Source organism: Pseudonocardia sp. GCM10023141 (assembly GCF_042653605.1).
On record NZ_JBHSIR010000025.1, the window covers coordinates 93887 to 114674 of the forward strand.

The following is a 20788-nucleotide window of genomic DNA, read 5'->3' on the forward strand; positions in this document are numbered from 1 at the left end:
GCACCGACAGCTCTGCGCGGGGCCGGTTCCCGCGCACCCGGCCCGGCTCGCTGCGGGGCCCGGCGCGGGCACCGCTCAGGCCAGTTCGAAGCGGGCCCGCGAGCCCGCCGGCACCAGCTCCACGTACTCCGGGTGCTTGGCGATGAAGCTGCGCACGAACGGGCACAGCGGCAGCACCGAAAGGCCCTGGTCGCGCGCCGCGTCCAGCGCCGTCCTGATCAGGACGCCTGCCAGGCCCTTCCCGCTGAACCCCGGGTCGATCTCGGTGTGGGTGAACGTGATCCGGCCGGGGGTCGCGACGTACTCGGCGAACCCGGCCGGCGTCTCGTCGACCTCGATCTCGAACCGCGACTCATCCGGGTTGTCCCGGACGACGGACTCGGTCATGCGTTCCCTCCGGCGGATCCGTGCGGGACGTAGGTGGCGGGCACGACGCCCAGCTTGCCCTTCTGGTAGTCCTCGAACGCCTGCATCACCTCGGCCTTGGTGTTCATCACGAACGGGCCGGCCCAGGCGATGGGCTCCCGGATGGCCTGCCCACCGAGCACGACGACGTCCATGCCGGCCAGCCGCGACTCCTGGCTCTCGCCCGCGGCCACGGTGATCGTGTCGCCGGGGCCGTAGAGCACAGCCTGCCCGCTGCGGACGGGTCGGCGGTCGGCGCCCGCGGTGCCCTCTCCCGACAGCACGTAGACCAGCGCGTTGAAGGCGCGGTTCCAGGGCAGTTTCACCTCGGCGCCGGGCGCGATCGTCGCGTGGATCATCGTCATCGGGGTGTACGTGGAGCCCGGGCCGGTGTGGCCGGCGACGTCACCGGCGATGACCCGCAGCAGCGCGCCGCCGTCGTGCGTGGTGAGCAGCGTCGACTCGCCGGCACGCAGGTCCTGGTACTTCGGCTCGAGCCACTTGTCGGCCTTGGGCAGGTTCACCCACAGCTGCAGGCCGTGGAACAGCCCGCCGCTGGCCACCAGCGACTCCGGCGGCCGCTCGATGTGCAGCAGGCCACCACCGGCGGTCATCCACTGGGTGTCACCGTTGGTGATCACGCCCCCGCCACCGTGGCTGTCCTGGTGCTCGAAGGTGCCGTCCATGATGTAGGTGACGGTCTCGAAGCCGCGGTGCGGGTGCCAGGACGTGCCCTTCGGCTCGCCGGGCGCGTACTCGACCTCGCCCATCTGGTCCATCATCAGGAACGGGTCGAGGTCGCGCAGCTCGATGCCGGCGAACGCGCGGTGCACCGGGAAGCCCTCGCCCTCGAAGCCGGTGGGCGCGGTCGTGACCGAGCGGACGGGCCGGTCGACGGCCGCTGCACCCGGCTCCGGGACGCGCGGCAGGACGGTGATGTCGGAGACGGTGACGGCGGGCATCGGAACCTCCAAGAAGTTGAGCTAGCAACTAAGCCGCTCAACCAGGCGAGGTCCCATCTTCTTCCCGGGCGCGCCCGGCCGCCACCGCCGCAGCCTCGACGTGCGCGGCGGCGAGTACCTCCGCCGTGTCGGGATCGTGGGCGGCGATCGCCTCGACCAGCCGGACGTGCTCGGTCCACGAGTGCGGCGCCCGGTGCGAGACCGTGAGCGTGAACACCCACTGGACGTGGCGGTAGAGCGATGTCGTGATCGCCGACAGCCAGACGTTGCCGCCGATGTCGATCACCTTCTGGTGCAGCCGGGAGTTGAGGACGGCCACCCGGTCGAGCTCGCCGCGGTCGGTCGCGGCGCGGGCCGCGTCGAGCAGGCTGTGCAGCGCGGTGACGTCCTCGGCGGTGGCGCGCTCGGCGGCGAGCCGGGCGGCGAGGGGCTCGAGGCGCCCCCTGATGGCGAACAGGTCGCGGATCGTCGAGGCGTCGGGGCGCGCGACGAGCACGCCGCGTCGCGGCTGCATCCGCACGAACCCCTCGGCCTCCGCCGTGCGCAACGCCTCCCGCACGGGGTTGCGCGACACCCCGAAGTCCTGCGCGAGCCGCTCCTCGGTGAGCCGCTCGCCGGGGGCGTAGCGGCCGGTGATGATCCGGTCGCGCAGCTCCTCGAGCACCTGGTCGCGCAGTGGGACGTGCCGGTCGCCGAGCGTCTGCGCGAGCCGCTGGTCGGCGGTCACGGCCGCTCCGCCGGGATCCGGACGTCCGGGCCGACGCCGTCGGCGTCGACGAGGTGGCACGCGACCTGCCCGTGCGGGGTGGTGTGCAGTTCGGGGACCTCGACGCGGCACCGGTCCTGCGCCACCGGGCAGCGGGTGTGGAACCGGCAGCCGGGCGGTGGGTCCGTCGGGGACGGGATCTCGCCGCTGAGCAGGACCCGCTGCCGGGCCCGCTGCTCGCGCGGGTCGGCCAGTGGCGCCGCGGAGAGCAGCGCCTGCGTGTAGGGGTGGCGGGGCGTGTCGAACACCGCCTCGCGCGTGCCCTGCTCGACGAGCCGGCCCAGGTACATCACGGCCACCTCGTCGGCGAGGTACTCGACGGCCGCGAGGTCGTGGGTGATGAACAGGCACGCGAAGCCGAGGTCGCGCTGCAGGTCGGCGAGCAGGTTGAGGACCGAGGCCTGCACGGAGACGTCCAGCGCGCTGGTGGGCTCGTCGGCCACGAGCAGCCGCGGCGACGAGACGAGCGCGCGGGCGATGCTCACCCGCTGGCGCTGCCCGCCCGACATCTCGTGCGGGTAGCGCTGCGCCACCTGGCGGCGCAGCCCGACCTGCTCGAGCGCATCGCCGACCTTCGCGTCCCGTTCCTGGCGACGCGGGGCGAGATCGAGCAGGCGCAACGGCTCCCCGACGATGTCGCCGACGGTCAGCCGGGGGTCCAGCGAGCTGGCCGGGTCCTGGAAGACGATCGACACGTCGCGCCGGTGGCTGCGCAGCGCCCGCCTGCTCAGCCGGGACACGTCGGTGCCGGCGAGCGCGACGGTGCCTGCGGTCGGGGTGAGCAGCCGCACCACGCAGCGCCCGACCGTCGACTTGCCCGAACCGCTCTCGCCGACCAGCGCGAGCACCTTCCCGCGCTCGATGCGCAGGCTGACCCCGTCGACGGCACGGACCGGGCCGAAGTGCATGACGAGGTCGGTGAGCTCCAGGGCAGCGGGTTCGTCCGCAGCGGGTTCGGGTGCCGCGGACGTCATGGCTTCGGTCATGCCGCACCGACCGGGTGCCAGCAGGACACGGCGTGCTCGCCCGCGCGGGTCTGCAGCGCGGGTGCCGTGCCGCGGCACCGGGCATCGGCCGCGCCGCAGCGGTCGGCGAAGGTGCAGGCGTCGGGTTGCCCGGACAGCACGGGCACCAGCCCGGGGATCTCCCGCAGGCGGCCGTCGGCGGCACGGCGGCCGGCGGCGGGTACCGCCCCGAGCAGCCCGATGGTGTAGTGATGGGCGGGCGCGTCGAACATCTCCTGCGTGCGCCCGGTCTCCACGACCCGGCCCGCGTACATCACCAGCACCCGGTCGGCGATGTCGGCGACGACCCCGAGGTCGTGGGTGATCAGCACGATCGCGGTGTCGAGCCGGGAGCCGAGGTCGCGCAGCAGGTCGAGCACGGCGGCCTGCACCGTGACGTCGAGCGCGGTGGTCGGTTCGTCGGCCACCAGCACCGACGGGTCGCACGCCAGCGCCATCGCGATCATCACGCGCTGGCGCATGCCGCCGGAGAACTGGTGCGGGTACTCACCGACGCGGCGCGCAGGCTCCGGGATCCCGACGAGCCCGAGCAGCTCGACGGCTCTGGCCAGTGCCTGGCGCCGCGACATCCCCTGGTGGATGCGCAGCACCTCGGCGATCTGGCGCCCGATCGTGAACACGGGGTTGAGCGAGCTCATCGGTTCCTGGAAGACGTAGGCCACCTCGGCGCCGCGAATCCTGCGGAGGTCCGGTTCGGCGGCGCCGACCAGCTCCTTCCCGCGCAGCCGCACCGATCCCGTCACGGTGGCCGAGGGCGGGAGCAGCCCCGAGAGGCTCATGGCCGTGACGCTCTTGCCGCACCCGGACTCGCCGACCACGGCCAGCACCTCGCCCGGCGCCACGTCGAAGGAGACGCCGTCGACGGCCGAGACCGGGCCGTCGTCGGTGCGGAAGGTGACGGTCAGGTCGCGGACCTGCAGCACGGGGGTCATCGCGAGCTCCGGGGGTCGAGCGCGTCGCGCAGCGCGTCGCCGAACAGGTTGAACGCCAGCGCCACCAACATGATCGCGAGCCCCGGCACCACCGCCGTCCACGGCGCCTTGGCCGCGTACTGCTGGGCGTCCGACAGCATGGTGCCCAGGCTCGGGTCGGGCGGTTGGATGCCGAGCCCGAGGAACGACAGCACCGCCTCACCCAGGATGGCGGCCGGGATCGCGACCGTGGCCTGCACGATCACCGCCGAGATCGCGTTGGGCAGCACGTGGCGGCCCAGCACCCACCCGTCGCTCGCGCCGTCCACCACCGAGGCTGCGACGAAGTCGAGGTTCTTGAGCCGCAACGTCTCCGAGCGGACCACGCGGATCATCGCCGGGATCTGGGCGATGCCGATGGCCAGCGCGGCGTTGCCGAGGCTGGCGCCGCGGATCGCGGCCAGACCGACCGCCAGCACCAGGAACGGGAAGGCCAGCAGCAGGTCGGTGAACCGCGAGATCAACGCGTCGAGCGTGCGGAAGTAGCCCGCCGCGAGCCCGAGCGGCACGCCGGCGAGCAGTGCGACGCAGACGGCGAGCAGGCCGACCTCGAGCGAGGCGCGCAGTCCGAACAGGATGCGCGAAAGGATGTCGCGGCCCAGGTCGTCGGTGCCCAGCAGGAAGCCGACCGTGCCGGGCTTCTGGAACTGCGCGTTGAAGTGGACCTGCGCGGGGGAGTAGGGCGCGAGCAGCGGGGCCAGCACGGCCGCGAGCACCGCGATCGCGAGCACCACGAACCCGGTGACGCCCAGCGGGCTGCGCCGCAGCCTGCGCAGCACCTGCCGCCGCCGCGGCGCGGGATCGGTGGGCGGCGTCGTGATCTCGACGGTCGCGGTCATGCCACCGCCCCCGTCACCCGGATCCGCGGGTCGATCAGCGAGTACGTCAGGTCGACGAGGAAGTTGATCAGTACGTACGCGGTTGCTGTCACCAGCACCACCCCCTGGATCACCGGGTAGTCGCGCTGGAACACCGCGTCCACCGTCATCTTGCCGAAGCCGGGCAGCCCGAAGATCCGTTCCGTGACGACGGCGCCGGAGATGAGCGTGCCCAGCTGCAGTCCCACGATCGTCACGACGACGACGAGGCTGTTGCGCAGCGCGTGGCTCATCACGATCGAGCGCGGCGCCACGCCCTTCGCCCGGGCGGTGCGGATGTAGTCGGCCCCGAGCGACTCGAGCATCGACGACCGGGTCTGGCGCATCACGACGGCCGCCAGCGCCGCGCCCAGCACGACCGCGGGCAGCACCAGGTGGTGCAGGTTGTCGATCGGGTCGTCGAGCAGCGGGACGAATCCCGACGCCGGGAACCAGCCCAGACCGACCGCGAGGTAGAGGATCGCGATCAGCCCGAGCCAGAAGTTCGGCACCGACAGGCCCAGCAGCGCCAGCGCGTTCGCGACCCACTCGCTGGGCCGCCCGCGCCGCACCGCCGCCACCACGCCGGCGATGCCGCCGAGCACGATGGCGACGGCGAGCGCGAGCACGGCGAGCTCGATGGTGACCGGCAGCGCGCTCCCGATCATCTCGGTGACCGGGATGCGCGTGCGGGTGGAGCGGCCCAGGTCGCCCTGCAGGCAGCCGAGCAGGAACTTGCCGTACTGCACGACCAGCGAGTCGTCGAGACCGAGCTTCTCGCGGATCGCCGCGAGCGAGGCCGGGTCGCGCTCCTCGCCCGCGAACGCGAGCGCCGGGTCACCGGGAAGTGCCCGCACGCCCAGGAACACGACGATCGTGGCCAGCAGCAGGGTCACCGCCGACTGCCACAGCCGGTTCAGCAGGTAGCGGCGCACGTCACTTCACGTACCCCGCGTTGGCCAGCCGGATCACGCCGTCGGCGAAGACCTGCACGCCCGCCACCTTCTTCGTGACGCCGGTCAGGTTGCGCTGCCGGTAGAGGTAGACGATCGGGTCGGCCTTCTGCGACGCCGCCACCACCTGACCGTAGATCTTGACGCGCTCGGCCTTGTCGGTGCTCGTGCGCGCCGCGGTGAGCAGCGCGTCGATCGCCGGGTCGCTGAAGCCGGCCACGTTCTGGCCGCCGCCGGTGCCGATGAAGTTCGCCAGGTTGGCGTCCGGGTCGATCCGGCCCGACCAGCCCAGCTGCAGCACCTGGAAGTCGCCGCGGTCCTGCTGGTCGAGCAGCGCGGAGTACTCGACGGGCTGGATCGTGAGGTCGAAGCCGCCCTCGTTCACCGTGGCCTGCAGCGCCTGCGCCAGCCGCAGCGTGTCGGGGTTGTTGGACACCACGAACGTCAGCTTGTAGGGCACCGGGACGCCGGCCTGCTGCAGCAGCGCCTTCGCCGCCGCCGGATCGTGCTTCGGGCAGGCCTGCGCTGCCTCGCTGCTGAACTCGCTGTCGGGGCTGATCGCCGAGCAGGCCGGTGAGACGAGCCCGCCGAACACGGTGCGCGCGAGCCCCTCGCGGTCGACGGCCATGTCGAAGGCCTGCCGCACCCGCTCGTCGTCGGCGACGGGGGTGCCCTTCTTGCCGGTGGGCTTGCCGATGCCCGCGACGTTGCCGACGTTGAACGTGATGCCCTGGTAGCCCAGCGAGTTCGACTCCAGCACGCTCAGGTCGGGGACCTGTCGCAGTGCCGGCACGTCCTGGGTGGACAGCGTGTCGGCCACCTGGGCGTCACCGGAACGCAGGTTGGCGGCCCGGATGCTGCCGTCGGTGATGATCCGGTAGCTGATGCCGTCGAGGTGGACGTTGGCGGCGTCGTAGTAGTTCGGGTCGCGCACCACGTCGATCGAGTTCTGGGCCACGCGCTTGGCGAACTTGAACGGGCCGACGCAGACGGGCGCGGTGCCGAAGTTGTCGCCGAGCGCGGTCAGCGCCGTCGGACTCATGATCATGCCGGCGCGGTCGGTCAGCGCCGCGGTGAGCGGGGCGAACGGGGCCGAGAGCGTGATCACGACGGTCTTGTCGTCCGGTGCGGTGACCCCGGTGATCGGGCCCAGCTCGCTCTTGCGGCCCGAGGTCTTGAGCGTGAGGTTGCGCTCGAAGGTGGTCTTGACCGCGGCCGCGTTGAACGGGGTGCCGTCGGCGAACTTCACACCCTCGCGGACGGGGATCGTCACCGTCTTGCCGTCGGGCGAGATCGTGGGCAGTGCCGTGGCCAGCTGCGGAACGATCTTCGTGGTCTGGTCGATGTCGTAGAGCTTCTGGCACATCGTCTGGAAGACGTATCGCGTATACAACGAGCGCGACAGTGTCGGGTCGAGTTGGTCGGGCTCCGCCGACAGCGCGACCACGAGGGTGCCGCCGTTCTTGACGGCTGCGGGGTCGGCGACGCTGCCGTAGGAGTCGGCCGACGGCGCCGTGTCTCCTGGTGGCGCAGAGGTCTGGACTGCAGCGCAGGCGGCGAGCATGGCCGCGACCGTGCCCAGTGCCATGGCTGTGACCGCGGCTCGCCACGGCCGTCGACGGGTCGTTGCCTCAAGTGCGGACGCCATCAGATCTCCTCTGCCAGGGAAGAGGGCGACCCTATGTTGTATACAGGATCCAGGGAAGGGGGTGCCTCCCCGTCTTTACCGGGTTGTCATCGACGGACCGCTGCGAAGCGCGCGTGGACCGCCGTCGCGGCGGCCGCCAGGATGGGTGCATGACCGCCGAACCCACCGTCGTGCTCGAGAAGCTGTCGTTCCTGGAAGCCCCCCGCTGGCACGGGGGGCGCCTCTGGATGTCGGACTTCTACACCCACCGCGTCCTGTCCGCAGCGCCTGACGGGAGCGACCTGCAGGTCGAGGCCGAGGTCCCTGCCCAGCCCGCTGGGCTGGGATGGTTGCCCGACGGGCGGCTGCTGATCGTCTCGATGCGGGACGGGCGGCTGCTGCGCCGAGAGGCCGACGGCGCGCTCGTGACCCATGCCGACCTGTCGGCACACGCCACCGGGCACCTCAACGACATGGTCGTCGATGCCGCGGGGCGCGCCTACGTCGGCAACTTCGGGTTCGACCTCATGGCGGACGCGCCGATGGACACCGCCGTGCTGGTGCGCGTGGATCCCGACGGCACCACGCACGTCGCGGCGGAGGGACTGCACTTCCCCAACGGGGCGGTGATCATCAACGGCACCCTGGTCGTCGCGGAGACGTTCGGCAACCGGATCAGCGCGTTCGACATCGGTGGCGACGGCACGCTGGGACCGCGGCGGGACTGGGCCCGCTTCGGCGACGTCCCGGCGACCACCGCGGTCGGGGAGGCGCTGGGGCAGCTCGCCGTGGCGCCGGACGGGATCTGCGCCGACGCCGAGGGCGGCGTCTGGGCGGCCGACGCGCTGGGCAACCGGGCGGTCCGGGTGGTGGACGGCGCGATCGTGGACGCGGTCGACGCGGGCACCGGCGTCTACGCATGCGTGCTGGGCGGCGACGACGGCCGCACGCTCTACCTGTGCGCCGCGCCCGGGTTCGCCGAGCACGAGCGGCGCGACACCCGCGAGGCGCGGCTGCTCGCGTTCCGGGTCGACGTGGCGGGACCGGGTGCCTGAGCTCGCCGCGGAGCAGCAGCGCTCACGGCTGGCCGCGGCGCGGGTGGCCCGGCTGGCGACGCTGCGCGCCGACGGCACGCCCCGCCTGGTCCCGATGACGTTCGTGCTGGTGGAGGGCCTGATCTGCTCCGCGGTGGACGTGGTGAAGGCCAAGCGGAGCACGCGGCTGGCCCGGCTGGCCGACGTGGCACGCGACCCGCGCGTCGGGCTGGTCGTCGACCACTACGACGACGACTGGTCGCAGCTGTGGTGGGTGCGCGTGGACGGGACGGCCGCCGTCCACAGGTCGGGCGCGCTGCGGGACCGGGCACTGGCGGCGCTGGTGGCGAAGTACGAGCCCTACGCCGCGGCCCCGCCCGACGGGGACGTGCTGGTGGTGACGCCGCAGCGCTGGAGCGGGTGGGTAGCGCGGTGACCCAGCGTGCCCCCCGGACCGTCGAGAACGACGTTACGATGATCAACAGGCCCTGTTGATCATCACAACGTCGTTCTCGACGGTGGCGCGGTGACGGAGCGTGGCGGCTAGAGGTTGCCGCGCCGCTCCTGCTCCCGCTCGATGGCCTCGAACAGGGCCTTGAAGTTCCCCTTGCCGAAGCCCAGGGAGCCGTGGCGCTCGATGAGCTCGAAGAACACCGTCGGGCGGTCCTGGACGGGCTTGGTGAAGATCTGCAGGAGGTAGCCGTCCTCGTCGCGGTCGGCGAGGATCGACAGCTCGCGCAGCGTCTCGACGGGAACGCGGGTGTCGCCCACCCACTCCGCGAGCGTGTCGTAGTAGCTGTCGGGGGTGGCGAGGAACTCCACGCCCATCGCCCGCATCGCGCGCACCGACGCCACGATGTCACTGGTGGCCAGCGCGATGTGCTGCACCCCGGGACCCTCGTTGAACTGCAGGTACTCGTCGATCTGCGAGCGCTTCTTGCCCTCGGCGGGCTCGTTGAGCGGGAACTTGACGCGGTGGTTGCCGCTCGCCACCACCTTGCTCATCAAGGCTGAGTACTCGGTGGCGATGTCCTCGCCGACGAACTCCGCCATGTTCGTGAAGCCCATGACGCGGTTGTAGAAGGCGACCCACTCGTCCATGCGGCCCAGTTCGACGTTGCCGACGGCGTGGTCGATCGCCTGGAAGAAGCGCTTCTCCGGCTTCGGGAACACCGGGCCGCGCGTAACGAATCCGGGCGCCCACGGCCCGGTGTAGGCGGAGCGGTCGACGAGGGTGTGGCGGGTGTCGCCGTAGCTCGCGATCGAGGCGAAGCGCAGCGTGCCGTGCTCGTCGGAAAGCGTCTGCGGCTCCTCCAGGACGACGGCGCCGCTGGCGCGGGCGTGCGCTACGGCCGCGTCGACGTCGGGTACGGCGATGGCGAGGTCGGTGACACCGTCACCGTGCTTCGCGACGTGCGCGCCGACCGCCGTGCCCGAGTGCACCTCACCGGCGATGACGAACCGGGCGGAGCCGGCCTTGAGGACGTACTCCGAGAGGTCGGCGTGGCCGGTCTCGGGACCGCGGTAGGCGATCACCTCCATGCCGAACGCCGTGGAGTACCAGTGCGCCGCCTGCCGGGCGTTGCCGACGGCGAAGCGGATGTGGTCGAGGCCGAGCACCGGGAAGGCGTCGGCGGAGTCGTCGTGCGCGACTTCCCCGATGAGGGGATCGATCAGCATGTCCGTCATGCACACCAGTAGAGGTGTAGATAGGCGCTGTGACAAGCTCGTCTGGTGGAGCTATGCACAGCGTATAGCTCAGTGGCGCTGGAGCGTGCTGGAGATGACCGGACCGACCACCCCGCTCGACGCGCTCGACGTCGAGCTCATCGCGCTGCTCTCGGCGCACCCGCGGGCCGGGGCGCTGGAGCTCTCCCGGCTCGCTCGCGTGGCACGTGCCACCGTCACCGCCCGGCTCGAACGGCTCGAGCAGTCCGGCGTCATCACCGGGTACGGCCCGGACATCGGGCTGCCCGCCGCCGGCTTCGGCGTCCAGGCCTTCGTGTCGCTGGAGATCGCGCAGGGAGCCATCGAGGACGTCCGGGCCGAGCTGGACGCCATCCCCGGCGTGCTGTCGGCCTACGCCACCACCGGCACGGCCGACGTGCTGTGCCACCTCGCCGCGGCCTCGCACGAGTCGCTGCACGCCACGCTGCTGCAGATCGACCGCTCGACGTCGGTGATGCGCTCCACGAGCGTCGTGGTGCTCTCGGAGGTGGTGGCGCCGCGCACCCTGCCGCTGCTGCGCGCCGCGGGGGCCCCGGCGCCGTCGCGGGCGCCGCACTTCCGCAGACCCTGACGCCGTCCCTGACGCGCGTTCGTCAGCCCAGCGGGGCCAGGAACGTCGTGATGGCCCGCTCCACCACCTCGGGGTGCTCCTCGTGGGGCGCGTGGCCGCCGTCCAGCACCAGCAGCTCGACGGGGCCCCGGGCCGAGTCCCGGATCGCCTCGACGTGCGCGACCGTGCCGTACGGGTCGGCCGTGCCCTGGATCGCGAGCACCGGGCAGGTGATGGCGGCGAGCTCGGGGCGCAGGTCCCAGTCGCGGAAGGCGTCGTCGAGCCACACCTCGTTCCAGTTCCAGAACGTGATGTCGGGGTCGCGGTGGTGGCGGCTCATCCGCGCGCGCAGCCCGCCCTCGGTGTAGGCGCGCCGGGCGGTGTCGATGCCCCGCAGCCCCACCTCCTCGACGATGACGTGCGGCGCCATCACCACCATCGCCGACACCTCGCGGGTGAGCAGCGCGATCGACGCCCCGTCGCTGTGGCCCACGAGCACGGGCCGCTGCAGCTCGAGGGCTGCGCACAGAGCCGGCACCACGATCGTCGCCTCGTCGTGCATGAACCGCGGGGCCCGCTTGTCGGTGGTCAGGTCGGAGTAGCCGTGGCCCAGCCGCGAGTACGCGACGGCCCGGCGTCCGGTGGCGGCGGCGATGCGGTGGTGGAAGCCGCGCCAGAGCCCGACCGAGCCCAGTCCCTCGTGCAGGAACAGCAGCGGCCCGAGCGCCGGGTCGCCGGGGACGTCGTCGTACTCGACGCGGCCGCCCGGAACGTCGATCAGCGGGAGTGCGGCCACACGCCAACTCTAGTGCCGTGGCCACGAACGTTGCCGGGTCGCCGCCTGGGCGCGCGAGGGACCCGGTGGACGTTTGTGGCCGCCGCACCAGAAGACGTGGGCCGACGAAGTCGGTGTGATCGAGTCAAGTTCGGGGTTCATGCAGCAAGTCCGGCCTCCTGGGTGAGTTGGTCGAGTACGTGTTGGTAGTTGCGAGCGGCCGCGCGTAGCGCGGTGGGTGTTGGGGGCGCGGGGTCGGTGAGCTGGGCCAGGCCAGGCTGGAGGACACGGGTCTGAACGTGGGTGATCAACATGGCCTGGTGTAGCCCGGTGTCGGTGACGCGATAGCGGTGACTGTGTGGACGCGGGTGATCAGGCCATGCGCGCGGAGTCGGCGTAGGTCGTAGCTGACCTGGCCGGCGCTGATCTCGTCGGTGTGTGTGCCGAGGAGCTCGGCGAGCAGGGTCACCCTGGCGGAGCCCGGCGATGCGGGTGCCGTCTTCGGTGATGATGGGGTCGTGCACGGCGGTGAACGCCTCGGCGGCGCGGATGGGGTTGTGGCTGGGTCGTTGGACACCGAGCAGGCGCCTGTTGGCGGAGAAGCCGATCTCCCGTAGGGCGGGCAGATGTCAGCCGTTTCTTGATCCCGAAGTCGCCGGGGTTGTTGATCGTGGTTTCGGTCCGTAGTGCCCGTCCTTCCTCGTGGTACTGCTTGATCCGGGTGTTCTTGTAGTCGATGTGCACGCTCGGTGTGACCCGGCGGTCAGGTTCAGGCGCGACACGCCCGACCTCGTGGACCGGAGCCACGTCGAGTGAGACCCACTTGAGCAAGCAGCGGGGCTCCTCCGCTCCGTCGCCGCGGTGGTGGCAGCCATGTCATACACCGTGACCGGCACGCCGTCACGGTCTCCGCGCCGACCGGAACCCCCCATGCCAACCCGACCACGGCATGACTCGTCGGGCTGGGGCGAAGCCCCGTTAGATATCCAGCTGCGCGACCAGCTTGCGGGGCGCGATCGCCCGGTAGGCGTCGGCGACGAGCTCGGCGATCTCCGCCCAGTCGAGAGGAACGTCGAGCCACACCCCGAGCCAGCCCCGGCCCCCGACGTAGGGCGGCCGGAAGAACTGGTCGGGTCGCGCTCCGACCAGCGCCTCCTGCGCGCCGGTCGGGGCCGCACACCAGAAGGCGACGCGGTCGTCGTGGTGGTGGTCGGCATACATCACGAACACCTTGCGGACGAACCAGGTCGGCTCGCCGTGGCTGACCTTCTCCTGCACCTCGGGCAGGGCCGTGCAGAGCGCGCGCAGGCGCGGCAGCGGATCGGTCACGAGACGCCCGGCCGGTACGTGCCGATCGACCAGATGTTGCCCTCCGGGTCGGACACGGCGTACTCGCGCGAGCCGTAGGGCTGGTCGACCAGCTGCTGGACCACCGTCGCGCCGGCTGCGACGGCGCGGGCGTGGTGCGCGTCGGGATCGTCCACGGCCAGGTAGACCACGGCCTTCCCGGTGTCGAACTCGCCACCGTTGCGGGTGCCCACCAGCAGGACGTCGGTGCCGTGCGCCAGCTCGGCATGCGCGATGGTGCCCGCGCCATCCCGGTTGACCTGCACCTCGGTGAGACCGAGCGGGCCGGTGAGGAACGCGAGTGCGGCGTCGGCGTCGGCGTACTTCAGCGTGACGTGGATGCTCATGCCGCGACCGTAGGGCGCCCCGGCGCCCATGGGCTTGAACGAATGGGCACCGGCGATCAACCCCACCCGGCCAGGTACTGCGTGGGGGTGCAGCCGGCGAGCGCCCGGAACTCGCGCACGAGGTGGGCGTGGTCGGCGTAGCCGCAGCTCGCGGCCACGTCGGCGAGCGGAAGACGCACCGCGGTGCCGGGTCCGCCGTCGGCCATCGTCGGCACGAGCATCGTGGCGGCGCGCTGCAGGCGCAGCACCCGGGCCGCCGGCTTGGGGGCCAGCCCCACCTGGGACCGGAACCGGGTGAGCAGGTGCCGGCGGCTCCAGCCCGTCTCCTCGGCGAGCTGCTGGACGCCCACGGCCCCGCCGGTGCGCACGAGCCGGTGCCATGCCCAGCGCACCTCGGGATCCGGCTGCCGGCGGGCGGCGTCGAGCCGGCGCCGCAGCACCGCGTCGACGCGGGCGAAGCGCTGCGGCCAGCCCGGGTCCGCCGCCAGCCGCTCCGGCAGCGTCGCGAGCTCCGGGATGTCGAGCTCGTCGACCAGCGGCGTGACGTTGGTGAGCTCGGGCATCGGGCGGCCTAACAGCTCGTAGACACCCAGCGGCGTCAGGTCGACCTGCAGCCCGTGCTGCCCGCCGCAGAACTCCGTGACGACCGCGGCGTCGTGCATCCCCGCGAGGAACGACGCTGCCGTCGACGACCCGGCCGGTCCGTGCATCCGCAGGACGGGCCCGAAGCCGAGGATCAGCGTGCAGGTGCCGGTCGGCACCTGGCGACGGCACAGCGGCACCGCGCTGTACTCCCGGTACCCGCCGTAGCGCACGACGTGCCGCGAGAGGGCCGGGTGGGGCCGTCCCGGGACGTACTCCGACAGCTCGGCGCCTGCCATGCACTCCAGCATGGCAGGCCCCGACGATCTCCACCTACGATGCGCGCGTGGACCGGTCCGACGACGCTCTCGCCGGGGTGGTGGATGCGCTGCCCGCGGGGATCTTCGCCGTGGACGCGTCCGGTCGCATCGTCGTCTGGAGCGCGGGCGCCGAGGCACTCACGGGGTGGACGCGCGAGGACCTCCTCGGGCTCGACACGTCGAACGCGACGCCGGGGCCCACCGTCGATCTGCGCGCGCTCGACCGCATCCTCGCCGAGCTGCGTGCGGGCCGCCCGTTCAGCGGCCGGGTGCCCGCACTGCCCCGCACCGGTCGTACCGTCTGGTTCCGGGCGACCCCCGGCCCCGCGGGCTCGTTCGTCGGGCTGCTGCAGGACGTCGGCGACACGGCCGCGGAGGACGAGGCGTTCGCGCTGCTCGACGCCCTGTGGAAGACCGCACCCGTCGGGCTGGCGTACTTCGACACCGAGCTGCGCTACCGCCGGGTGAACGAGGCCGTGCTCGACATCGACGGCGGCTCGGTCGACGCCCGGATCGGGCGCACGCTCGAGGACGTGCACGGGCCGGTCGGGGCCGCGATCGCCGCGGGCCTGCGCGCGGTGCTCACCGACGGCAAGGCGCGGGCGGACGTCCCGGTGCGCGGCAGGCTCTGGCACGGCAACGGCCCGTTCCAGGAGTGGCGGATGTACTACTACCCCGTCCGCAGCGCCGACGGGGCGATCGTCGGTGTCGGTGTGGTGCTCGTGGACGTCACCGAGGACGAGCGCACCCGCCGCGAGCTCGAGGCGCTCGCGACCGAGCGCGAGCATGCGCTCAACCGCTACCAGAGCCTGGTCGCGGCCACCAGCGCGGCGGTCTGGATCCGTGCGGCGGACGGCAGCGCGGCCACCGACGCCCCGGCACTGCGGGCGATCACCGGCCAGCGCGAGGACGAGCACGACGGCTGGGGCTTCCTCGACGCGGTGCATCCCGCGCACCGCGAGTCGGTCGGGGCCGCCTGGCGGGCCGCCGCGGTGGCGGATCCGCCCGAGGTGTTCGCCCGCGTCTACCGGCTGCGGACCGAATCGGGCTACCGGTGGTTCCGCACCCGCGCCGTGCCGGTGCACGCGGGCGGGCGGGTCGTGGAGTGGGTGGGCACGGAGGCCGACATCGACGACGCCATCCGCGCCCGCGACCGGCTCGAGGTGCTGGCCGACGCCACGCTGGCGATGAAGGCCGCGCTGGAACCGGAGGGCGAGCTGGAGGCGCTGGCAGCGGCCGTGGTGCCGGAGTTCGCCGACCTGTGCCGCGTCTACCTGCTGGATCCCCCGATCCCTGGCTCGGACGCCGTCACCGGGCGGCGCTCGGTGATGCGGATCGCGCCCGGCATCCCGGAGTCGCCGTCGGACGAGGACCGGTTCGTCTTCGGCGCCGACCACCCGATCGCGCGCAGCGCCCGTACCGCCGCCCCGGTCCGGGTAGCGGCACCCGCCGAACCGGCCCCGATGTGGCGCGCGCCCGCGGCGCAGCAGCAGTGGGGCAGCGACGTCACGGTGCACTCGATGCTCGTGGCGCCCGTCGTGTCGCGCGGCGTGGTGGTGGCGTCGCTGCTGTTCCTCGGCTGCGGTGACCGCCCGCGCTACACCGACGACGACCTCGCGCTGGTCGGTGAGCTCGCCGAACGCGCCTCGGCCGCCGTCGACATGGCCGTCACCTACCAGCAGAGCCGGCAGGTGTCGGTGGCCCTGCAGAGCGCGATGCTGAGCGAGCCTCCGGTGCATCCGGGGGTGCGGATCGTGGCCCGGTACCTGCCCGCGGCGGCTGGGCTGCAGGTCGGCGGGGACTGGTACGACGCGTTCCCGCTGCCAGGTGGTGACCTCGCGGTCGGGGTCGGCGACGTCGTCGGCCACGACCTGCCCGCCGCCATGGCGATGGGCCAGCTGCGCAGCATGCTGCGCGGTCTCGCGCACGACAGTGTCGGCGCGCCGTCGGACGTGGTGAGCAGGCTCGACCGGGTGGCCTGCGGGCTGGGCGTCACCCGGTTCACCACGTTGATCTACGGGCGGATCGGGTGGGACGCGGAGCAGCCGGTGTTCCGCTGGTCGAACGCGGGGCACCCGGTACCGCTGCTGGTGGACGCCGCGGGGGAGCCGCGGCTGCTGCCCGGCGGTGCCGACGTGGTGCTGGGCGTCGATCCGGACGCCGCGCGCCGCGACCACGAGGTGCGGCTGACCCCCGGCGACACCCTGCTGCTCTACACCGACGGGCTCGTCGAGCGGCGCCGCGATCCCGACGACGAGGCCTCGGAGCTGCTGCTCGACCTGGTGCGGGAGGCGGCCGGCCTGACGCTGGAGCAGTTCTGCGACCACATCGTGCGCGGGAGTCGGGCCGACACCGGCGACGACGTGGTGGTGCTCGCCCTGCGCATCGCCCCCTGATCGGGGCGCACCGAAGCTCGCACACACCGCGGCGCCACGGCACACACCGTGTGCGGTGTGTGCCGTGCCCCGGAGATGTGTGCGAGCGTCAGCTGTGGTGCGCCGCGCGGTGCCCGGCGAGCACGTCGAGGCCGAAGTCGGCCTCCGGGTCGCGCCACACCGAGTGGGCGTGGTTGACCTGGCGCTGGGTGTTGTCGTACTCCGTGAGCAGGCCGGGGCCCTGGAGCCGGTAGTAGTGCGGTTCGCCCGCCGCCGTGGAGCCCGCCCAGGCCAGGTGGACCGCGTCGAGTGCGGCGTCGTCGCCGTAGCGCGCGAGCGGGGAGACGCCGTCGGGCACCCGGCCGAGATAGGTGGCCAGCAGCGCCCGCAGCAGCTCGCGCTGCTCGGCGTCGAACGCGGCGGCGGCCACGCCCTTCGGGGAGGCCGACAGGGCCAGCGCCCGGTGCTCGGCCGCGTCGACCCCGCTGGTCCGCTCGGCCGTGTCACTCATGGTCTGCAGCGCCGCCTGGGCGGCCTCGTCGCGGAACGGGGCGCGCCAGATCCCGACCAGCGGGATCAGCTCGTCGCCCTCGGTGATGCGGGAGCGGTTGGCGCCGATGATGTCGGTGGGTGCCCGCGGCACGAGCAGCGCCGCGGCGGCGAGGTCGGGCTTCAGGGAGCGGACGAGCTCGCGGGCCAGGTCCTCCGGCCCGGCCAGCGGCCGCAACGTGGAGCCCAGCAGCGGGGACGCGGCCGGGTCGGCGCCCAGGAAGCACGGGGTGGTGGCGACGACGCGCCCGTCGACGACCAGGTTGTTGAGCGACACGTGGTGCCCGCCGAAGCGCCACCCCCAGGCCCCGGTGTCGCCCGGCTCCCCGAAGACGCGCAGGTAGTAGAGCCCCGGGTCGCGGCCGCGCTCGCGGTCGAAGGCCACGGTGAAGCCCTCGGTGCGGTCCAGGACGTTCTCCAGGCCCATCACCGTGGCAGCGGTGGTGTAGCCGGCCGCCGAGAGCCCGGACGCGACGAGTCGCATCGCGGCGCGCTGCTGCGCGGGACGCTGCTGGTGGATCGTGAGGCCACCGTGATCGGTCGGGGTGTAGAACCAGCGGCGCCGCTCCGCATCGGTCGTGGCGTCGGCGGCGGGTCCGGCACCCGTGCCGGTGCTGCGCTGCTGCGGGTCGAGCGTCTGCAACCACAGCTGCGCCGCCTCGGCCATGGACGACGCGACGGCGCGAGCGGGATCGTCGGATGCCATGTCTCGACACTAGTGCCGCCCGGTCAGCCAGGAGGCAGCCCCGGGGGCGGCCAGCCGATCTGCGCCGGCCCGCCGAACCCGCCCGGCGCGCGCCCCAGCGTGATCTCGCAGCGGATCGCACCCGCGTCGAGGCCGGTGAGGTCGGCGATCAGGGAGCGAGCTGCGGCGTCGGCGTCGGGCATGGCGGCGACGGTGGTGGCGGCCTCGATCTCCGGGACGTAGAGCACGAGCCGGCGCTCGGCAGGCCACGCCACCACGTCGAACGAGCGGGTGTCGTGGCGCTGCGAAGCCATCCGCCCACGGTAGCCACGCCGCGCGGCCGCCGACAGCGCCAACCCGGGACGAAGCGGTTGCTGGTCAGCCGCAGGGATGCTCGAGCGTGCACACCGGCTGGGGCTGGGATTGGGGCAGGGGTTCGGGCTGGGGCTGGGGCCGGGCACCGACGGGACCGCGCGCGGGGAAGGCGTCGGGCTGCGCCGGCGCGGGCGCGGCACCGGCGGCCTGGTCGGCGGGCGGCACGGCGGGTGCGGCGCCGGGGGGCTGGCCGACCGGGTGCTGAGCGACCGTGCCCTGCCCGTTCGGGGGTTGGCCGTTCGGGGGTTGGCCGGGGAGCGGGGGTGCACCCGGGGCGGGCGTGCCCGGCGCGGGCGACGGGGGATCGGCGGGCAGCCGGTTCGGCACCTCCTCCACCGGGGCCTGCCCGATCGCCCGGAACGGCGGGAACTGCTCGATCGGCTCCGGAGCGGTCACCGCGACCATGAAGTGCTTCCAGACCTCGCCGGGAAGGCTCGCCCCCTCGATCGGACGGCCCGCGGCCGTGCGGATCGGGGAGTTCATGTCGGTGCCCATCCACACCGCCGCCGCGACGTTCGGGGTGAAACCGGCCATCCACGCATCGTTGTTCTGGCCCTCGAACCGGGACTGCACGGTGCCGGTCTTCGCGGCCACCGGCCGCCCACCCGGCAGCGCCAGCCCGTCGTGGTCCGCGACGTCGAGCATCGCCTCGGTGACGTTGCGCGCGACGCGCTCGGGGAAGCGCTGCTCGCCGTTCGTCGCCGCGTCGTAGAGCACGCGGTTGTCGGCGGTGACCACGGACTGGACCAGGTGCGGCTGGTGCCACACCCCGCCGGCGGCGAGGGTGGCGTAGGCCGAGGCCAGCTCGAAGGTGCTGACCTCCTTGTTGCCCAACGCGATGCCCTCGTTGGGGTCGTCGAGCGGGGAGGTGATGCCGGCCGAGTGCGCGGCCGCCGCGACGTTGACCGGCCCGACCTGCTTGGCCAGCGAGTTGAACACGACGTTGTTGGACACCGTCATGGCCTGTTTGAGGTTGCAGCGGGGGCACTCGGCGCCCTCGGCGTTGCGCAGCCCGGGCACGGGGTTGCCGTCGAAGACCTCACCGATGCCGACGGGCGGGTCCTGCTGGAGCGCGGCGAGCACGACGAAGGGCTTGAACGTGGAGCCGGCGAGCCTGCGGGTGCGGGCGTAGTCGAGGCCGAGCCCGTTGTCACCGCCGTAGTAGGCGAGCACCCCGCCGGTACCGGGGTTGATCGCGACCATCGCGTTGCGCAGGTTCACCGGCTGCCCGTCGAGCGTGTCGTGGGCGGCGTCGACGGCCTCCTGCTGCTGCTTCGGGTCGATCGTGGTGGTGATCCGCAGGCCCTCCTGCGTGACGTCCTGCTCGGTGATGCCGAGCTCCTCCAGCTCGGCCGTCACCGCCGCGACGATGTGGCCCCTGCTGTCGGTGGGCACGCCCCCGGCCACGGCCTTGCGCGCCACGGTCGTGGGGAACGTCGCCGCGGCACGCGCCGCCGGGTCGAGCCAGCCCTGCTCGACCATCCCGTTGAGCACGAACGTCCAGCGGTCGACGGCCTTCTCGGGGTCGACGGCGGGGTCCCACCGCGACGGGGACTGGATCACCCCGGCCAGCAGTGCTCCCTCGGCGGCGTCGAGGTCCTGCACGTTCTTGCCGAAGTACGCCTGGGCGGCGGCCTGGATGCCGTAGGCGCCGCGGCCGAAGTAGATCGCGTTGAGGTAGTCGCCGAGGATCTGGTCCTTCGACCGCTCCTGGGAGATCTTGACCGCGAGCACGAGCTCCTTGTACTTGCGCCACAACGTCTGCTCGTCCCCGACCAGTGTCTTCTTGACGAACTGCTGGGTGATCGTCGACCCCCCGCCGTCGCCACCGCGCAGCTGGTTCCACACCGCGCGCAGGATGCCGACGACGTCGAAGCCGGGGTTGGAGTAGAACGTGCGGTCCTCGGCGGCGAGCACGGCGTGGCGCACCGGCACCGGCACGGCGTCGATCGAGACCTTGATGCGGTTGCCCTGGTCGGGGACGAGCCGGGTGAGCTGGCTCCCGTCCGCATAGGAGACCAGCGAGACCTGGCTCTTCACGGCGTCGTCGGTGCCGGGCACGGGGAAGATCAGGTAGCCGATGACGAACGCGAGCGCCGGCACCACGACGGCGGCCGCGGCCGTGCCGATGAGCATCCGCAGCACGATGCGGCGCCTGCGGCCGGGCTTCGGGGTACGGCCGGGCTTCGGGGCTCGGCCGGTGCGGCGATCGGAGCCGCCGGACGGCGGCGGGTCCGTGACGGCCGGGATCAGGTCGGTGGCGTCGGTGATGCGGTGCCGGGCGGAGTCCTCGGCACCGGAGCCCTGCCGGGAACGCTTCGGCGGGTTCCACCAGCCGGTGCCCGTCAGGTGGGCGCGCCGGGTGGATCGCGGGACCGGTCCGGTGGGGATGCGACGGGGCCCACCGCGGGGCGTCTCGACGGGGATGCGGGTGGTGCGCGTCGTGTGTGCTCCGGACAAACGCTCCACCTCCCGTCGGGCTCTCGGCGGTCCAACGGACCCCCGGACGGGCGCGGTGTGGGAGCGGTGAAGACATCACCCGATGGATATTTGCC

Annotated in this window: 20 protein-coding genes; 4 read left to right on the plus strand and 16 right to left on the minus strand. The window is 72.8% G+C overall.

The genetic code is table 11. The annotated features are described in order from the left end of the window. Positions 1-75 precede the first annotated feature (75 nt). The 8 genes from ACFPFQ_RS13815 to ACFPFQ_RS13850 are packed head-to-tail and all read right to left on the minus strand — an operon-like array spanning position 76 to position 7587. A complete protein-coding gene (locus ACFPFQ_RS13815; protein ID WP_379618587.1) occupies positions 76-387 on the minus strand; it encodes a GNAT family N-acetyltransferase in 312 nt (103 codons plus the stop codon). After that, positions 384-1367 carry a pirin family protein gene (locus tag ACFPFQ_RS13820; protein WP_379618589.1) on the minus strand — a complete coding sequence of 328 codons (984 nt, stop codon included), beginning with the start codon at positions 1365-1367 and terminating at the stop codon, positions 384-386. The genes ACFPFQ_RS13815 and ACFPFQ_RS13820 overlap by 4 nt, the downstream gene beginning before the upstream one ends. 37 nt (positions 1368-1404) lie before the next feature. Beyond that, positions 1405-2094 carry a GntR family transcriptional regulator gene (locus ACFPFQ_RS13825; protein ID WP_379618591.1) on the minus strand — a complete coding sequence of 230 codons (690 nt, stop codon included), beginning with the start codon at positions 2092-2094 and terminating at the stop codon, positions 1405-1407. Continuing rightward, complete coding sequence (locus tag ACFPFQ_RS13830; protein ID WP_379618593.1) at positions 2091-3119, minus strand: ABC transporter ATP-binding protein; 1029 nt, start codon at positions 3117-3119, stop codon at positions 2091-2093. The genes ACFPFQ_RS13825 and ACFPFQ_RS13830 overlap by 4 nt, the downstream gene beginning before the upstream one ends. Next, the gene (locus ACFPFQ_RS13835; protein WP_379618595.1) at positions 3116-4090 is read right to left on the minus strand and encodes an ABC transporter ATP-binding protein; all 975 of its coding nucleotides are present in this window, start codon (positions 4088-4090) and stop codon (positions 3116-3118) included. Before ACFPFQ_RS13835 ends, ACFPFQ_RS13830 begins: the two co-directional genes overlap by 4 nt. Next, positions 4087-4968 carry an ABC transporter permease gene (locus tag ACFPFQ_RS13840; RefSeq protein WP_379618597.1) on the minus strand — a complete coding sequence of 294 codons (882 nt, stop codon included), beginning with the start codon at positions 4966-4968 and terminating at the stop codon, positions 4087-4089. The genes ACFPFQ_RS13835 and ACFPFQ_RS13840 overlap by 4 nt, the downstream gene beginning before the upstream one ends. Further along, positions 4965-5921: an ABC transporter permease gene (locus ACFPFQ_RS13845; protein ID WP_379618599.1), complete on the minus strand. Its 957-nt coding sequence runs from the start codon at positions 5919-5921 to the stop codon at positions 4965-4967. Before ACFPFQ_RS13845 ends, ACFPFQ_RS13840 begins: the two co-directional genes overlap by 4 nt. 1 nt (position 5922) lies before the next feature. After that, complete coding sequence (locus ACFPFQ_RS13850; protein WP_379618601.1) at positions 5923-7587, minus strand: ABC transporter substrate-binding protein; 1665 nt, start codon at positions 7585-7587, stop codon at positions 5923-5925. Between the two features lie 149 nt (positions 7588-7736). Here ACFPFQ_RS13850 and ACFPFQ_RS13855 point away from each other — a divergent pair, with 149 nt between their 5' ends. Both ACFPFQ_RS13855 and ACFPFQ_RS13860 read left to right on the plus strand, forming a co-directional pair. Then, positions 7737-8621: an SMP-30/gluconolactonase/LRE family protein gene (locus ACFPFQ_RS13855; RefSeq protein WP_379618603.1), complete on the plus strand. Its 885-nt coding sequence runs from the start codon at positions 7737-7739 to the stop codon at positions 8619-8621. Further along, positions 8614-9036 carry a TIGR03668 family PPOX class F420-dependent oxidoreductase gene (locus ACFPFQ_RS13860; RefSeq protein ID WP_379618605.1) on the plus strand — a complete coding sequence of 141 codons (423 nt, stop codon included), beginning with the start codon at positions 8614-8616 and terminating at the stop codon, positions 9034-9036. Before ACFPFQ_RS13855 ends, ACFPFQ_RS13860 begins: the two co-directional genes overlap by 8 nt. A gap of 107 nt (positions 9037-9143) precedes the next feature. Here the strand turns inward: ACFPFQ_RS13860 and hppD are convergent, their stop codons facing one another. Further along, entirely contained in the window at positions 9144-10289 is a 1146-nt protein-coding gene (gene hppD / locus ACFPFQ_RS13865) for a 4-hydroxyphenylpyruvate dioxygenase (protein ID WP_379618607.1), read from the minus strand. Between the two features lie 94 nt (positions 10290-10383). Here hppD and ACFPFQ_RS13870 point away from each other — a divergent pair, with 94 nt between their 5' ends. Then, positions 10384-10899, plus strand: coding sequence for an Lrp/AsnC family transcriptional regulator (locus ACFPFQ_RS13870; RefSeq protein WP_379618609.1), 516 nt, complete (start codon positions 10384-10386; stop codon positions 10897-10899). A gap of 22 nt (positions 10900-10921) precedes the next feature. Here ACFPFQ_RS13870 and ACFPFQ_RS13875 read toward each other — a convergent pair whose 3' ends face one another. The 4 genes from ACFPFQ_RS13875 to ACFPFQ_RS13890 form a co-directional block, all read right to left on the minus strand. Continuing rightward, positions 10922-11674: an alpha/beta fold hydrolase gene (locus ACFPFQ_RS13875; protein ID WP_379618611.1), complete on the minus strand. Its 753-nt coding sequence runs from the start codon at positions 11672-11674 to the stop codon at positions 10922-10924. Positions 11675-12631: 957 nt separating this feature from the next. Continuing rightward, complete coding sequence (locus ACFPFQ_RS13880) at positions 12632-12982, minus strand: MmcQ/YjbR family DNA-binding protein (protein WP_379618613.1); 351 nt, start codon at positions 12980-12982, stop codon at positions 12632-12634. Next, complete coding sequence (locus ACFPFQ_RS13885) at positions 12979-13347, minus strand: VOC family protein (RefSeq protein WP_379618615.1); 369 nt, start codon at positions 13345-13347, stop codon at positions 12979-12981. The genes ACFPFQ_RS13880 and ACFPFQ_RS13885 overlap by 4 nt, the downstream gene beginning before the upstream one ends. Positions 13348-13403: 56 nt before the next feature. Next, the gene (locus ACFPFQ_RS13890) at positions 13404-14228 is read right to left on the minus strand and encodes a helix-turn-helix domain-containing protein (protein WP_379618617.1); all 825 of its coding nucleotides are present in this window, start codon (positions 14226-14228) and stop codon (positions 13404-13406) included. A gap of 47 nt (positions 14229-14275) precedes the next feature. Between ACFPFQ_RS13890 and ACFPFQ_RS13895 the strand changes: the two genes are divergently transcribed. Then, entirely contained in the window at positions 14276-16645 is a 2370-nt protein-coding gene (locus ACFPFQ_RS13895; RefSeq protein ID WP_379618619.1) for a SpoIIE family protein phosphatase, read from the plus strand. An 88-nt stretch (positions 16646-16733) separates the two neighbouring features. On the opposite strand, the gene ACFPFQ_RS13900 is transcribed toward ACFPFQ_RS13895, so the two are convergent. The 3 genes from ACFPFQ_RS13900 to ACFPFQ_RS13910 all read right to left on the minus strand — a co-directional run bounded on the left by ACFPFQ_RS13900 (position 16734) and on the right by ACFPFQ_RS13910 (position 20693). Continuing rightward, the gene (locus tag ACFPFQ_RS13900; RefSeq protein WP_379618621.1) at positions 16734-17879 is read right to left on the minus strand and encodes a DUF3500 domain-containing protein; all 1146 of its coding nucleotides are present in this window, start codon (positions 17877-17879) and stop codon (positions 16734-16736) included. Positions 17880-17902: 23 nt separating this feature from the next. Further along, the gene (locus tag ACFPFQ_RS13905) at positions 17903-18172 is read right to left on the minus strand and encodes a hypothetical protein (protein ID WP_379618623.1); all 270 of its coding nucleotides are present in this window, start codon (positions 18170-18172) and stop codon (positions 17903-17905) included. Between the two features lie 64 nt (positions 18173-18236). Then, on the minus strand, positions 18237-20693 hold the full coding sequence (locus ACFPFQ_RS13910; protein WP_379618625.1) for a transglycosylase domain-containing protein: 2457 nt from the start codon (positions 20691-20693) through the stop codon (positions 18237-18239). Between the last annotated feature and the right edge of the window lie 95 nt (positions 20694-20788).